At 75.6% G+C, this 13,365-nt stretch carries 12 protein-coding genes; 9 read left to right on the forward strand and 3 right to left on the reverse strand.

What is annotated here, in order from left to right; genetic code table 11:
* The 3 genes from ACFP3R_RS01730 (at position 1) to ACFP3R_RS01740 (ending at position 5,902) form a co-directional block, all read left to right on the forward strand.
* On the forward strand, positions 1–1,257 hold the full coding sequence (locus ACFP3R_RS01730) for an MFS transporter (protein WP_380632032.1): 1,257 nt from the start codon (positions 1–3) through the stop codon (positions 1,255–1,257).
* Between the two features lie 107 nt (positions 1,258–1,364).
* Complete coding sequence (locus tag ACFP3R_RS01735) at positions 1,365–2,750, forward strand: hypothetical protein (protein WP_380632033.1); 1,386 nt, start codon at positions 1,365–1,367, stop codon at positions 2,748–2,750.
* Between the two features lie 461 nt (positions 2,751–3,211).
* Entirely contained in the window at positions 3,212–5,902 is a 2,691-nt protein-coding gene (locus ACFP3R_RS01740) for a hypothetical protein (protein ID WP_380632035.1), read from the forward strand.
* Between the two features lie 49 nt (positions 5,903–5,951).
* Here ACFP3R_RS01740 and ACFP3R_RS01745 read toward each other — a convergent pair whose 3' ends face one another.
* Positions 5,952–6,098 (reverse strand): hypothetical protein, encoded by a 147-nt coding sequence (locus ACFP3R_RS01745; protein ID WP_380632036.1) that lies wholly within the window; start codon positions 6,096–6,098, stop codon positions 5,952–5,954.
* Positions 6,099–6,401: 303 nt separating this feature from the next.
* Here ACFP3R_RS01745 and ACFP3R_RS01750 point away from each other — a divergent pair, with 303 nt between their 5' ends.
* A complete protein-coding gene (locus ACFP3R_RS01750; RefSeq protein ID WP_380632037.1) occupies positions 6,402–6,683 on the forward strand; it encodes a hypothetical protein in 282 nt (93 codons plus the stop codon).
* Positions 6,684–6,773: 90 nt separating this feature from the next.
* Here ACFP3R_RS01750 and ACFP3R_RS01755 read toward each other — a convergent pair whose 3' ends face one another.
* Complete coding sequence (locus ACFP3R_RS01755; protein WP_380632039.1) at positions 6,774–7,322, reverse strand: GNAT family N-acetyltransferase; 549 nt, start codon at positions 7,320–7,322, stop codon at positions 6,774–6,776.
* 168 nt (positions 7,323–7,490) lie between these two features.
* A complete protein-coding gene (locus tag ACFP3R_RS01760) occupies positions 7,491–8,237 on the reverse strand; it encodes an IclR family transcriptional regulator (protein ID WP_380632041.1) in 747 nt (248 codons plus the stop codon).
* 260 nt (positions 8,238–8,497) lie between these two features.
* Here ACFP3R_RS01760 and ACFP3R_RS01765 point away from each other — a divergent pair, with 260 nt between their 5' ends.
* From ACFP3R_RS01765 to ACFP3R_RS01785, 5 genes are all read left to right on the forward strand, one after another.
* A complete protein-coding gene (locus tag ACFP3R_RS01765; protein ID WP_380632042.1) occupies positions 8,498–8,902 on the forward strand; it encodes a hypothetical protein in 405 nt (134 codons plus the stop codon).
* A 502-nt stretch (positions 8,903–9,404) separates the two neighbouring features.
* Complete coding sequence (locus ACFP3R_RS01770) at positions 9,405–10,412, forward strand: thiopeptide-type bacteriocin biosynthesis protein (protein ID WP_380632043.1); 1,008 nt, start codon at positions 9,405–9,407, stop codon at positions 10,410–10,412.
* Positions 10,405–12,789, forward strand: coding sequence for a lantibiotic dehydratase (locus ACFP3R_RS01775; protein WP_380632045.1), 2,385 nt, complete (start codon positions 10,405–10,407; stop codon positions 12,787–12,789). The genes ACFP3R_RS01770 and ACFP3R_RS01775 overlap by 8 nt, the downstream gene beginning before the upstream one ends.
* A gap of 14 nt (positions 12,790–12,803) precedes the next feature.
* A complete protein-coding gene (locus tag ACFP3R_RS01780; protein ID WP_380632047.1) occupies positions 12,804–12,989 on the forward strand; it encodes a hypothetical protein in 186 nt (61 codons plus the stop codon).
* Between the two features lie 184 nt (positions 12,990–13,173).
* The gene (locus tag ACFP3R_RS01785) at positions 13,174–13,359 is read left to right on the forward strand and encodes a hypothetical protein (RefSeq protein ID WP_380632048.1); all 186 of its coding nucleotides are present in this window, start codon (positions 13,174–13,176) and stop codon (positions 13,357–13,359) included.
* Positions 13,360–13,365 lie beyond the last annotated feature (6 nt).

Here is a 13,365-nt window from a genome sequence, read left to right on the forward strand (position 1 = left end):
ATGTCGACGACCACCGAGGAGCGCCGGACCGGGTCCGGCCTGGGCACGGCGGTGGCGGGGATGGCCCTGATCGCCGCCACCTACGGGATGGCCAGGTTCGGGATCGGCCTCTTCGCGCCGCGGTTGGGCGCGCAGCGCCCGGACCTGACCGCTGTCCTCGGGTGGGCCGGGGCCGCGCAGTTCACCTCGTACGCCCTGGCCGCCGCGGTGGCCGCCCGGTTGGCCGACCGCCACCCCCGCGCCGGGGTGCTCCTCGCCGGCGCCACCGCGACCGCGGGCTGCCTCGGCGTGGCGGTGGCCACCGACCCGGTGGTGTTCGTGCTCGCGGTGTTCGTCGGGGGGATGGGGGGCGGGTTCGCCTCCCCCGCGCTGGTCCCGATCGTCGACGCGGTCGTCACCGGCCGCGCCGCCGCGACGGGGCAGTCCCTGGTCAACTCGGGCACGGCCGCGGGGGTGATCGGCGCGGGCGTGCTGGCCCCGCTCGCCCCCTCGGTCGGCTGGGCCTGGGTGCTCATGGCGCTGCTGTGCGCGGTGGCCGCGGCGGCGACCCGGGGTTCCGTGCGTTCGCGCCCGGACCTGACCGCCCCCCGACGCGCGGGGACGGCTCCGGCCGCGCGCCCGTGGCGGCTCCTGGTCGTGCCGGGCACGGCCGCGGTGATCGCCGGCGCGGGATCGGCCCTGATCTGGACGTTCGGCCCGCTGTCGGTCACCGGGACCGGGGTCGTGGGCGCCGACCGGGTGGGTTGGCTGTGGATCGCCCTGGGGTCGGGGGGCGTGCTCGGGACGCTGACGGGTGTGGTGGTCGAGCGGTGGGGTAGGCGCGGGGGGTGGTGCCTCTGCTCCGGCGCGCTGGCGCTGTCCGGTGTCGCGCTGTCGCTGGCCGTGGGCACGGGCACCGCCTGGGTGGCGTACGCCTGCATGGCGGTCTTCGGCACCGGCTACCTCGGGTTGTCCGGCGTGCTGGTCCTGTGGAGCAGGCAGGTCTGGCCCGACGCCGCCGGAGCGGGCACCTCGGTGCTGTTCATCGCCCTGGCCGTCGGGCAGGCGGTCGGTTCCGCCGGCTTCGGGGTCCTCAGGGGGTCGGCGGACCCCGGCGCCCTGGGCCTGTGCGCCGCGGGCCTCTCGGTCCTGGGCGGGCTCATCGCCCTGGTCCGGTCCCGCCCTGGCCGGCCCCGCCGACGACGGGGCGGGCACGAGGTGACGGCGGGTGAGGACCGGTTTCGGGGACCCGCAGGTCCGGTTGCTCCCCTGCGCTGACAGCGCTGGTCCGGGACGGTGAACCACGGGTGGCGCGGGTCCGCGCGGTGGCACCCTGGCCCACTGCGCGCACCACCGGACCCGCCCGTCGACGAAGGGCTTGTGACGTGAGAACCATTCGCCTTCTGCTCGCCGCCCTGGTGGCCACCACCGCGGTGACCTGGTCCGGCGCCGGGAGCGCCGGGGCCGCCTCGTGGACCCTGACCACCGCGCAGCGGCAGGCGTACCTGAACCACTACGCGCCGCTGATCTTCAAGCGCGGCGACGAGAACAACGGCCAGGAGGGCACGGACTGGCTGTCCAACTACGACTTCGACCGCAACGGGCGGTTCTCCGACAACCGGGTGAACTGGCGCAACGCCAACCAGTACGCGCAGGGCGCGAACACCCACTGGCGCATCCGGCCGACGCTCTACAGCGCACTGCTGGAGTACGCCGAGAACGGGACGAAGAACCTCGTCCTGCTCTACCACGTCTACAACGCGGCGGACAAGGACTTCGGTCAGATCCACGACTGGGAGCGCGTCGAGATCGTGCTGCGCGGCGTCACCGGCAACCCCGGCACCGGTGAGGGCGTCGCCTACGCCACGGTGACCACCCACCACGAGCACATCATGCGCCGCTCCACCGACAGCGCGGTGCGGTTCATGACCACGCCCACGGGCAAGCACCTGATGCTGTGGCAGGCCGACGGCAGCGGGGCCCTGCCGACCACCACGCGCGGTCACGAGCTGCGGTTCGCCACCACGCCGTGGAGCACCGTCGCGGCGGGCCTGAACGGGACCGGCAAGGCCGAGGTCGACATCAACAACGACAGCGAGAAGAACGTCCACTACGTGTTCGTCCCGGAGGCGTCGTCCACCGCGGTCTCCACGTGGGGTGCGCGGGCCGTGACCTCCGCCTCCGCCCCGACCCTGGCCAGCCGGCTCGACAACGGCGACTCCACGGCCTGGCGGTCGGTCAAGCGCGTCACCTACGAGCTCCAGGACCTGGCCGACGTCCTGCCGACGCACTGGCGGGACTGGCAGCTCCACTGGCGGGACACCAAGACCAGCGACGTGCTGCTGGAGACCCCGGTGACCTCGGAGACGGGGCAGGCGGAGGTGGACGCCGGCCTCCAGCGCTTCCGCACCGCCTCGCTCGACCTCGGCGCGGGCGACCTCACCGACGGCCGCGAGGGCATCCCGTCCAAGAGCTGGCTCTACGGCGCGTACTCGGCCGAGGCGAACGCCGACGACAGCGCGAGCTCCGACGACTTCGGCGGGTACGAGGGGATCGGCCTGGACAGCTCCGGCCGCAGCAGGGGCGCGGTCAGCGGCGACCCCGCCTCGCACGGCGCGTACTGGCGGCAGCACGACTTCTTCGTCCACACCGGCACCGTCGACACCGCGGACCACCGCGAGTCGGGCACCTGGCTGCCCGCCGGGTGGCACCTCGCGGCCAACGGCGGGTTCGACGGCCGCTGGGTCCAGCTGTTCGACGACCGCCCCTGAGCGGACGCGGCACCACCCGTGCCGCCCCGCGACCCCGGTTCCCCGGTGGATGGCCGCGAAGGCGTCCAGGTCGATGTAGCCGCCGCCGTCGAGGTCCGCGCCGCGGAGTTGGTCCCGGATCTCCTCGTACTTCGCGATCAGGCTCCGGGCCCGCGGTGAATCGGCGGCGAAACCGAATTCCCCCGCCACCCCGGCGCCCATGGAGGTGAAATCACCCCTGCCGACCCCCGTCGCCCTCAGTGTCGAGAATCGCGAAAACCCGACCGATGGTGTCGCGGCCGACGGCCCTGCGCCAGGGGGACCAGCGCCGCCGCCCCGTCCGGACCACGCCGAGCAGCCGGTGACAGGTACTTTCGGGAAGTATTTCGGCGAATTGCCGCAACAGTTTCGCCAACGCTTGTGACGCGCTGTCCGGCCCCGCTAGAACTGATCGGAAGTCGGTCGATTCAGGGGGATCGCACATGCGTTGGACGACTCTTCTGCTGCCCGCCGTGGTGGTGGCGGCTCTCACCACTCCGGTCACGGCGACGGCCCAACCCCGACCGGCGCCGGACCCGTCGCCGCAGGGGTGGACGATCACCGACACCCGGCTGACGTGGACGGCGCCCGCTCCGATCCCGCCGGGCGGCGCCGCGATCGAGTTCTGGGACGGCGACCGCCTGCTGGGGGTGCCGCGCCCGTCCACCGACCTGCGCACCTACACCCTGGACGCGGCCGGGGTGGTCGACGACGACGAGCTCCAGGTGCGGGCGTCGGACCGGCGGCTGGACGTCGAGGAGCCCCCGCCCCCGCCGACCGCGGCGACCGCGGCGCCACCCGCGCCGCTGCCCGCCGGGGACACCGATCCCGGCAGGCCGGGCCGGTTCGCCACGCGCACCGGGGAGTACGAGGTCGACCCGATCACCGTGCCCGGCTACCCGGTGCCGCTGGAGATGAGGGCCGTGGTCGTCGCGCCGACCGACGCGCCCGGCAGGCGCCCGCTGGCGCTGTTCCTGCACGGCAGGCACATCACCTGCTACAACGGGGTCGAGATGCTGCTGGAGTGGCCCTGCCCGGCGCCCGCCAAGCCGGTGCCGAGCCACCGCGGCTACCTCCAGGCGCAGCGGCTGCTCGCCTCGCAGGGCTACGTGACCGTGTCCGTGTCGGCCAACGCGGTCAACGCCCACGACACGCTGGACGTCGAGTCGGGCGCGGGCGCGCGGTCGGCGCTGGTCCGCGCCCACCTGGCGAGGTGGGCGGACTGGGCGGGCGCCGGTCGGGGCGCCGCGCCCGAGGTCGTCCGCGCCGCGCCGGTCGCCGACCTGGGCGAGGTGCTCCTGGTCGGGCACTCCCGCGGCGGCGAGGGCGTCAACCGGGCCGCGCTCGACAGCCTCTCCCCGGCACCGGGCGACGGCCCGGTGCGCTGGGGCATCCGGGGCACCCTGCTCATCGGCCCGACGATCTTCGGGCACAACCCCGCGCCGGACGTGCCGTCGGTGACGATCCTGCCCGGCTGCGACGGCGACGTGTCCGACCTCCAGGGCCAGCTGTTCGTGGACGCGACCCGCGGCGTGAGCCGGGGGACCGCGCTGCACAGCGCGCTGTACTTCGTCGGCGCCAACCACAACTACTTCAACACCGAGTGGACGCCCGGCCAGGCCGAGGCCCCGGCCTCCGACGACTTCCGCACCCCGCCCGCCGACGCGGTGTGCTCGCCGGGCACCGCCACCCGGCTCACGGCCGAGCAGCAGCAGACGGCGGGCGCGACCTACATCGCCGCGGCGGCGCGGCTGTTCGTCGCGGGCGACCGGCGGGTGCTGCCGCTGCTCGACGGGTCGGGCGCCCGCGCGCCCTCGGCCGACCCGGCGCGCGTGCTCGCCCACGCCGTGGGCGGCGCGCGCTCCCCGTTCGTCGTGCCCGACGAGGTGACCGCCGCGGGCGGGTCGGCGCGGGTGTGCGCCCAGGTCTCGACCGATCCGGCCGCGGCGTGCGTCGACCCGGCCGCCACCCGCCCGTCACCGCACTTCACCCGGTTCAACCGCGTGGTGCCCGAACCCGGCCGGTTCGCCGTGGCGCTGGGGTGGACCGCCGACGGGCAGGCCGCGACCGTGCGGCCCGGCGCGCCGGTGTCCCTGGCGGGGTCGCGGCACCTGGCGCTGAGGCTGGCCGTGCCGCCGAACACCACCGGCAACCGCTTCGACGTGGCCGTCACCGACAGCGCCGGCCGCCGAGCCCAGCTGGGCTCGGTGACGCTGGACGGGCTGCCCGCCACCGAGCGGCTGTCCGCCCGCTGGGCGCAGGAGGTCCGCGTGCCGCTGCCGACGCGCGGGGTCGACCTGCGCCGCGTCGCCGAGCTGGAGCTCGTCCCGCACGGCGGCGCCGGGCAGGCGTGGCTCATCGACGCCCACGGCTGGGCCCCCGGCCTGCCGGACCCCCGCCCGGTGGCGCTGCCGCGCGTCGACGTGGGGCCGCTGACCGTCGAGGAGGGCGACTCCGGCACGCGGACCGTCGGGTTCCCGGTCTCGGTCACCGGCGACGGCGCGGGCTCCGTGCGGGTGTTCGTCCAGGACCAGGGCGCCACCACCTACACCGGGCGGCTGGTGGTGATCGAGCCGGGGCAGCACCGGGTCGAGGTGCCCGTGCAGGTCACCGGCAACACCCGCTGGAGCTTCGACACGAGGCGCACGGTGCTGGTCAAGACCGTGCGGGGCGCGGTCGTCGGCCACTACACGGACAGGCTGACCACACCCAACGACGACCCGCCGCCGACCCTCACCGCCACCCCGGTCACCGACGAGGTCCCCGAGGGCGGCACCCTGGTCTGGCGCTTGACGATCTCCTCCCCGGCCGACTCGAACGTCACGGTCCGGGGCCTGCCGGTCGCCCCCGACGGGACCGAGCTGTCCACCACCGACGTCGACGAGACGTGGTTCCGCCAGCGCGTCTCCCGGGAGGACCCGCTGCCCTCGCGCCCGTTGTCGACCACCGGGTTGCAGCTGGTCACCATCTTCCTGCCCGGTGAGGTGACCAAGGAGCAGTTCGTGCGGACGGTGGTCGACGCGGAAGCCGAGCCGGTCGAGCGGGTCCGCTTCGACCTGGCGAACCCCGCGCCGGGCGCCCCCGGCGTCCCGCTCGTCGGCGCGGTCGTCGACGGCCCGCCGGACGGGCGGTGATCGGCGGGGGTGCGGACCCGCCCGTCCGCACCCCCGTCCGTTCGCGCGCTCAGGCGAAGACGTAGGTGCCGAGGCCCGAGGCCGAGGTGAGGCCGGGTTCCGCGAGGCAGGACAACAGGTCGAGGTTGAGCAGCTCGACGACGTGGGTGACGGAGTCGCCCGCGAACCGGCCCGCCGTCACCGTCCCGCTCTCCACGATGACCAGCGTGCCCAGGACGTAGTTGGCGGAGCGGTGGTAGCCGATCGTGCTGGTGTCACCGGTGTTCCAGGTGATGGTGTACGAGCCGCTGCCCGACGCCAGGAGGTCCGTGCCGTTAGCACCTCCGCAGGACGGCCACCCCGCCCGCGACCACCGCGGGTCCGACTGCCGGCGCGACGTGCCTGCGGCGTACCGCAGTGCCCGGGTGGACAGGTCGACCGCGGCGCAGCAGGGTGGGGCAGCACCTCGAACACCCGCAGTGCGAGATCGCGCTGAACCTGACCCGAAACGGGGAACCACGTGCGTACCCTTCTGCGCGGCGCGGCATCGGCCGCCCTCGCCTCGGCCCTCGTCCTGTCGGTGGCGAGCGGCGCGGAGGCGGCCAGCCCGAACCAGCTGTGCCGCACCAACAGCTCCGCCATCCTCTACACGAGCCCGAGCTCGGGGATCTGGGTGCCCCAGAACTCGCTGGTCCGCATCCTCGACTACCGGGGGCCGCTGCACTACCTCGCCCGTTACGACGGGACGGTGGGCCAGCTCGAACGCAGCAGGGTCATCCAGGAGAGCTGCTACTACCAGTGACCCGGCGCGGCCCGTTCCGCCGCTGACCTGCTTCGCGACCACCGGCACGGGATCGGGGCGACCACCCCGGTCCCGTGCCGGTGGACGTGTTCAGGACCCGGCGTCGCGGGTCAGCCGCCAGACCACGTCGACACCGCTGTCCGACGGTGCGCCGGGCGGGATCGCGCGTTCGCGCCCGACCTCGGTGAACCCCAGCCGCCGCGGCACGGCGCCGCTGGCGGTGTTCGCCAGGTCGTGCACGATCTCCAGGTAGTCCACCCCGGGCAGGGTGAACGCCTCGGCCGCCATCGCCTCCGCGGCCCGGGTCGCGAGGCCGCGACCGGTGGCGGCGGGGTGCAGCCAGTACCCCATGAACATGCCCCGGGTATCGCCCGACCGGTACATCGAGCAACTGCCGACCAGCTCCCCGTCGGCGACGATCGCGTAGTTGTACGCCTCACCGGCGCGCCACTTGGGGTCGCAGCCGGCGAGGAACGCCCGGGTGGTGGCCGCGCTGTGGTGGGCGACCCACGGCATCCACGGCCGGAGGTGGTCGAGCGATTCCCCGATCACCCGCGACAGCGGCTCGAAGTCGCGGTCCGCCCGCCACCGCCGCAGGGTGAGGTCTCCGCGGTCGATGATCTCCCGGGGCCTCTGCACAGAGGTCATGATCGTCCGGCGGGGTGGGACGCCGCAATAGGGTGTGCCGGACCCGCGCCGCTCCCCGGTCACCGCGGCCGCGGCCACCGGCGGCGAGAACCCGGCCGGCGCCGCGCCGATCTCGCGGCAGGCGGTGGAGTGGAGCGGGTCACACGGTCTGGTCCGGCGTCAATCGGCGCCCAGCGCCCGGGACACCTCGCCGGCCGCGCCCACCACCAGGGCGGGCAGGTCGCGGGGCGCCTCGGCGAAGTCCACCAGCGAGGCCGCCGACACCGCGCCGACCACCTCGCCGGTGTGGTTGAACACGGCCGCGCCGATCGCCCGCACCCCGTCCTCGTTCTCCTCGTGGTCCTCGGCGTAACCGCGCTCCCGCACCGCCGCGAGCTCGGTCAGCAGGGCGTCCTCGTCGGTGATGGTGCGCCCGGTGCGGGCGGGCAGCCCCGTGCGGCGGACCAGGGCCCGCACCTCGTGGTCGGGCAGCGCGGCCAGCACCGCCTTGCCGATGGACGTGCAGTGCAACCGCAGGCTCATGCCGACGCGGGAGGCCAGGTGGTAGGGCCGCGCCCCCTCCAACTTGGCCACGTAGACGGCTTCGTCGCCGGACAGCAGGGCGAAGTGGACCGTCCACCCGGTGCGCTCGTGGAGGTCGCGCAGCGTCGGGCGGACGTGCTCGGCGACGTCCAGGCGCTGGAGGAAGCGACCGGCGAGGCTGAGGATCCGCGGGCCGCCCACGTAGCCGCCGCGGCCGTCGGCGCGCGCGAAACCGCGCTGGACCAGGGTTTGCAGGATGCGGTGCACGGTCGGCTTCGGCAGTCCGGACGCGTCGGCGATGTCGGCGATGCGCGAGTGCTCGGCGAGCGCCTCCAGGACGCTCAGCGTCTTCTCGGCCGCGGAAAGCGAGGCGTCGCCACTCATGAACTCAATCTATGCCAGGTTCGATCACCCCGACCGGTGAGCGGAGCAGCCGGGCGCGGGGGCCGCCGACGTGGTCGGGGTGGCGCGGTCCGGCGGCGCCGCGACACGTCCGCGTGGGGTTCGGAGCGGTGCCCCGGGTGCGGACACCGAGGTCAGGAGGGGTTTTGGAGCCGCATTGGTGCGGATTGCATTAGCCCGTGCGGGTGCACGTGCAGATGCACGGTGAGCAAGGGCCCGAGCGGGTCTCTAAGCTGGTCCCCGTGAGCCTCCACCAGCAGTCCGTTCCCGTCCCGGAACAGACGCGCGCCGGATCCGCCACGGTCTCCCGCCGGCACCCGGAGCGGGACCCGCTGCCCGTGCTGGCCGCGGCCGTGGAGGCCGCGATCGCCGCGCTGCCACCGACCGCGCGGGCCGACGCCCTGGAGCTGATGCTCACCGACTTCACCCTCGCCGTCGCCCCGGTCCAGGGCGACCTGGCGGGCGTGGCCGCGCGCGACCGCCGCGGCGCGCTCAAGATCGCCCAGGGCTACCTGGGCAACGCCTTCACCCACGCGGTGACGGGCGACGTGGACGCCACCAGGGCGGCCCTCATCGCCGCCCGCGCCACCCTGTTCCACCTCGGTGGTGGCGAGGAGATCGCGAGCGGCGCGGACTGGCGGCTCTGACCGCCGGCACCGCTCTGACCACCGGCACTGCCCGCACCGGCTTCACCGCCGGCACCGCTCTTACCGCTCGCACCGCCTTCACCGCTCGCACCGCATTCACCGCTCGCACCGCCCTTGCCGCCGGCACCGCTCCCACCGCGTAGCCGCACAACCGCGCCCGGCGGTCGCCGGTCCGAGCCGTTCGGCGTGCCGAGTCCGGTCGCGTGTCACCTGCCTGCGTGCCATCTGCCTGCGTGCCGCCCGGTTCGTCCAACCCCGCCTGACTCTCCGCGAGTGGCAACGGGTCAATTCACCGGCCGAGTGATCCTCGCGTTCACGGCCGGGTCACAGCGCCACCCGATGCGGTGAGAGCGGCAGCTCGCCGCGTTTAAGGCCGCGCCAAAACCGTATTCCCGGGGCACAACCTACGTAGGGGTGTGAGATGACGCCTGGCCTCCTGTCCCGTGCCGCGCCACGGGTCGCTCCTCCGCGCGGCGGCGCGGTGCCGGTGGGGGAGCGGTGGGTGCCCCTGGAGGACCTGCTGGCCGGGTGCCTGCGGCTGGTCGCCGGGAACGGCCCCGACGACGGGGCGCGGGCCGATCCCGAGCTGGCCGAGGCGCAGCGGGCGTTCCTCGCCGCCGGGCTCGGCGCCCTGGCGACGCCCGCCGACGAGCGCCGGTGGGTCCAGGTGGGACTGTCGCCCGCCACCCGGGACCGCGCCCCGCTGGAGGGCGAACTGCTCGACTTCACGCGCCGCCTGCTGGCCGGCGGCGCGGCGACCGGGTTCTTCTTCATGCACAAGAGCCCCGGTCTGCGGGTCCGGTTCCAGGCACCGCCCGGCGGCCGCGAGGCGCTGCGCGAGCGGGTGCTGCGCTGGGCCGACGGCCTGGCCGCCGGTGGCGTGACGACGACCGTCGTGCCCGCGGTGTACGAGGCGGAGGCCGGGCTGTTCGGCGGCCGGGTGTCCGTGCGGCACGCCCACGAGCTGTTCACCGCGGACTCGCTGGCCTGGCTGGAGGTGCGCCGCCGCGGCGGGGTGCCCACGTGGGTGGTCTCGCTGGCGATGGTGCGGGCCGTGCTCGACGGCCTGTCGGTGGTCGGGTGGGAGGACCGGGACGTGTGGGACCGGGTCCGCTCGGAGGCCGGGCGGCGGCTGCCGGAGGGCGCGCGCGGGCAGACCGGGCTCGACGCCGCGGTGCGCGGCCTGCGCGCGCTGTGGCAGGACCAGGACCGGCTCACGGCGTCGCTGCCGGAGTGGGCGCGGCACGTCGTCGCGGAGCACCGGGAACGGGCCCTGGACATCGGCGCGCGGTGGCGGGCGGAGGTCTTCGACGGCCACGACACCGGTGCCGGCCCCCGGCACGCGGCAGCGTTCCACGTCGTCTTCCACTGGAACCGGGGCGCGCTGCCCGCCGAGCGCCAGGTCCTGCTGGCCGAGGCCCTGGGCACGCCGGAGGGGGAAACGGGTTCCGGCGACGGAGGGGCGCGGCTGCCCCAGGGCACGCCCGCGGGGGAGGCGGACCGTGGGTGACCCGGCGGTGCTGCTCCGGCTGGCCGGGCTGCCCGTGCGGCTGTGGCTGGCCGGCGGGTGCCCGGAGCTGTTCTCCGCGCTCGCCGACGCCGACGCCGCGGCCGAGGCCGAGCGCGAGCACGGCCGGGCGCTCGCCGCCCGGCTGGGCGACCGGGTCGTGCCCCGGCCGGAGGTGACCGCCGCCGAGCGGCAGGCCGTGCTGCGGGTGCGGCGGGCCGCGCACGGTGGCCGTGAGCTGCCCGACGAGGCCGTCCTCGCACTCACCCGCCGCGCCGCGGCCCGGGTCGACCCGCCGTCGGCGATCGGGCTGGACCGCCTGGCCGTCCACGCCCGCGCGCGGCGGGAGGCCGACGCGCGGCTGCTCGACGACCTGGCGGCCGAGCGGCGCCGGCTGGCGGGGCTGCCCTGGCGGCTGCTGCGGTCCTCGCCGGTCGGGACCGCCGCTCTCGTCCACGACGCCGCGGACCTGCTGGCGGACGTGGAGCGCCGGGTGGCGGCCGGTGAGTCGTGGGAGGGCAAGCGGCTGCGGCAGCGGGCCGACCACCTGTGGCGGCTGATCGCGCGCGGCGCGGTCGAGACCACGCCGCGCAACTGGTTCGGGCACGTGGCCCCGGCTCCCGGGGGGACCGGGCCGCTGACCGCGGGTCCGTTCGCCGTGCACGAGGTGCCCAACGTCCACACCGCGCGGTCGTGCGGGGACGGCCTGGCGCTGCCCGGCCTGCACTGGTCCGAGGGCGGGGACTTCGTCACGTGGGTCCCGCACGAGCGGGACCCCGGGCTGCTGTGCGAGGTGCGGGTCAGGGACACCGCCGCGCTGAGCGCCGTGCGCCGGGCGCTGGCCGCCGGGCCCGGACCGCGCGACGAGGTGGTGACCGCCCTGCTCGGCCCGCGTGCCGGCGAGCCGGCCGGCCGCGCCGCGCTCGCCTCGTTCCTCGACCACCTCGTCCGGCTGGGCGTGCTCCGTCGCTCCCGGGACGTCACCGATCGCGCCTCGACGTGGGGCCCGGCGCGGGCGCGCCCCCGCACGGGCGACGACTTCCTGGACGTGCACCGGCGGGTCACCGGCGCGGCGCCGGTCCCCGACGAGGCCGGGGTCCGCGTGGCCACGGGGGTGCTGCGGCGGCTGGACGCGCTGGTGAAGGCCGACGCCCCGGCCTCCTCGTCCCCGCTGCGCGACCTGGTGGACGAGCGGCCGACGCCCGTGCCGGAGCTGGTGCGCCGGTTCCTGGCCGACCGCCCCGACCACCGGCCGGTGCCCGCGGACGGCGGCGCGTGGCCGGTCGCGCACGACCCGGGCTCCGGGTACTCGGCGCTGCTGCGGTGGCTGGCCGACCACCCCGACGAGCCGGGCGGCGCGGTGGAGCTGACCCACGACCTGCTCGACGCGGTGGACGCGCCCCGGTCCCTCCCGGACTGGCCCGTGGACTGCCTGCTGCGGCCCCTGCCGCCCGAGCCCGGCGCCCCGGTGGCCGTGCTGGACACCGCGGTGCCCGCCGGGACCCTGGACGCGCGGTTCGCGCGGGGCCTGCGGCTGGTCCACGACGTCGAACCGGGACCGGTGACCGCCTACCGGGAGTTCCTGCGGGAGTTCGAGCGGGCCCGCGGCGGCCGGTTGGTGGAGGTGCTGGTGCCGCCGCACAACGCGCGCTCGGCCAACGCCGTGCGCCGCCCCGCCTGCACCGACCTGTGGACCGGGGACCCGGACCACCGCCCGTACTTCGGGGAGGAGCACCCCGGTCGGCACGTCCCGCTGGACGCGATCACGCTGCGCCGCGAGGGGCGGACCGTGATCGCCGAGGCGGGTGGTGAACGCCTGTGGCCGGTCCACCACGCCACCCGCATGCCGTTCCCGCCGTGGGACGTCGCCCTGGCCCTGCTGCTGGTCGCCGGGCCGCCCGGGGCGCACCGCGCCACCGGGCACCGGGCGGACGCGCTCGCGGCGTTCCCGGGACGCCGCCACCTGCCGCGCCTCACCGCCGGTTCGCTGGTCGTCTGCCGCGCGCAGTGGCGCGTGCGCCGGGACGAGCTGTGGGCCCCGGACGCGGACCAGGGGGCGAGGTTCCGCGCGCTGGGCCGGCTCACCCGGGCCCGCTCGCTGCCCCGGTTCGCCCTCGCCGGCCCGCCGGGAGGTCGGCGGGTGCCGGTGGACCTGGCCGGGCTGCCCGCGTCGCGCGTGCTGGACCGGGTCCTCGCCGGCGGCGAGGAGCTGGTCCTCACCGAGATGCTGCCCACCCCGGCGGACTTCCCCGTCGACGACACCACCCACACCGCCGGTGACCGCCTGGCGTGCCAGCTGCTGCTGCGCCTGCCGGTGACCGGTGACCCCAGCTCCCCGCCCGGCCGGGCGGGAGCGGCACTAGTGGCCGACGCAGTGTGAAGGGACACAACGACATGGACCAGGCGATCTTGGAGCCGGCCGAACTCGACACCCTCATCGCGGACCTGGAGGAGCGCATCAGCGAGGTGCGGCTGGTGACCCCGACGGAGCCGATGGCGTTCAGCCAGGACCAGTGCAGCAACCTCCTGTGCTCGGTCCTCGCGTTCTGCGACGACGGTGACGACGACGGGATGTTCTGACCACGGGCCGGGCTCACCGCGTTCGAGCACCGGGTGATCGGGTCCTCGCGGACCCCGCCGACCCGCGGGGGAGGCCGACGCCCCACGCGGTGGCGGCGTGTCTTCCCCTTGCCCCACCACACCGCCGGTGACCGGCGGGACCACTTGCCGAAGCAGTACGGAGCAGTTCGAAAGGGAGAAACACATGGACCAGGCGATCTTGGAGCCGGCGGAGCTGGACACCCTCATCGCGGACCTGGAGGAGCGCATCAGCGAGGTGCGGCTGGTGACCCCGACGGAGCCGATGGCGTTCAGCCAGGACCAGTGCAGCGTCCTCGCGTGCTCGCTCATCGCGTTCTGCGACGACGGTGACGGGGACGGGGCGTTCTGATCGCGC

It is taken from the genome of Saccharothrix lopnurensis (assembly GCF_042658445.1).
Lineage (GTDB): Bacteria > Actinomycetota > Actinomycetes > Mycobacteriales > Pseudonocardiaceae > Actinosynnema > Actinosynnema lopnurensis.